Raw genomic sequence first — 1190 nt, forward strand, 5'->3', positions numbered from 1 at the left:
TAGGGATCTGCCAAGGGTCAGGCCTACCGCAATCGGCTATCCAGCTTGCCATTGAAACCGAGCAGTCGCCGCCAGGAAAACGGACAGCGCGTCACATTTCTGACAGATCGGTCGACATTGGATGCACTGCTTGGCGCGAGCCCCCGAAAAAGCCTTTGTCGAAGGAACCATGATGTCCGCTTCCATTGCCCCGCAACCATTTAATCAGCGGAAGAGACTTTTGGTCGTCCGGGCCTTGAGCATAGCGGCGATTGGCTCGCTGCTATTCTCTCGCCCCGGTTGGGATGAAGCATCTAGCCTTCACGAGGTCGTCGAGATGATCGGTTTTGTTCTGATCCTCGTCTGCATACTCGGGAGGTTGTGGAGCATCCTCTATGTCGGGGGGCGGAAGAACAGCGAATTGGCAGTTAGCGGGCCGTACTCGATCACACGCAATCCCCTATATCTGTTTTCGACGATCGGAGCATTCGGCATCGGCCTCATGTTCGGATCGCTCATCGTTGCATCCGCTCTGGGGGTGTGCACCTATGCGGTTTTCGGGATGACTGCCCGAAAGGAAGAGACGTTTCTTCGTGACAAATTTGGTCCGGAGTTCGAAGCATATGTGGCAAGGACGCCGCGGTTCTGGCCCAAGCCGTGGCTGCATCAGGACAAGCATCAGCACGCGTTCTCCACGAGCGCATTAAGAAGCACATTCTTCGATGCCCTCTATTTTCTGGCGATCTTTCCAGCCATCGAAGGCATCGAATACCTCCAGGTAGCTGGCTATCTGCCCACCTTTTTTTGGCTGTTCTGATCCTAAAGACGGAGCAATAAGCCGCCGCGAATAGCCCTCCTGTTAGCCTTTGTAGCGTACCAGAACGGCGCCTGTTGCGATCAAGGCAACCCCTGCCCAGTTCGACAACGATGTTCCTTGAGGAATGTCACTCAGAACACCGCCACCAGCCCGCCGACCGCCAACAGGCCGATGCCGGCAAGCAGCGGCACGACCGGATAGCTCTCCATAATGTTCTGGATCACTTCCTGCGTGTACACGAGGTAGTCGACCGCGATGAAATTGAAGCGCGTCGTGAATTCGTCCCAGAAGAAATACTCGCTGACCCCCTGCACGACCATCAGAAACAGGAAGATTGCGAAGCCCGAGAGCCCAACTGCGCGGTCAAACCGCTTTCCGGCCCACGAAACTGGCA

The 1190-nt window shown here is 56.0% G+C and carries 2 protein-coding genes; one reads left to right on the top strand and one right to left on the bottom strand.

The features are described from left to right. Window positions 1–130 precede the first annotated feature (130 nt). Window positions 131–796, top strand: coding sequence for an isoprenylcysteine carboxylmethyltransferase family protein (locus EOC06_RS35985; protein ID WP_306462383.1), 666 nt, complete (start codon window positions 131–133; stop codon window positions 794–796). Between the two features lie 131 nt (window positions 797–927). On the opposite strand, the gene EOC06_RS41100 is transcribed toward EOC06_RS35985, so the two are convergent. Continuing rightward, on the bottom strand, window positions 928–1190 hold a 263-nt coding region (locus EOC06_RS41100; protein ID WP_206631335.1), incomplete at its 5' end, for a hypothetical protein.

The organism is Mesorhizobium sp. M7A.F.Ca.MR.362.00.0.0, from assembly GCF_004023175.1.
Lineage (GTDB): Bacteria > Pseudomonadota > Alphaproteobacteria > Rhizobiales > Rhizobiaceae > Mesorhizobium.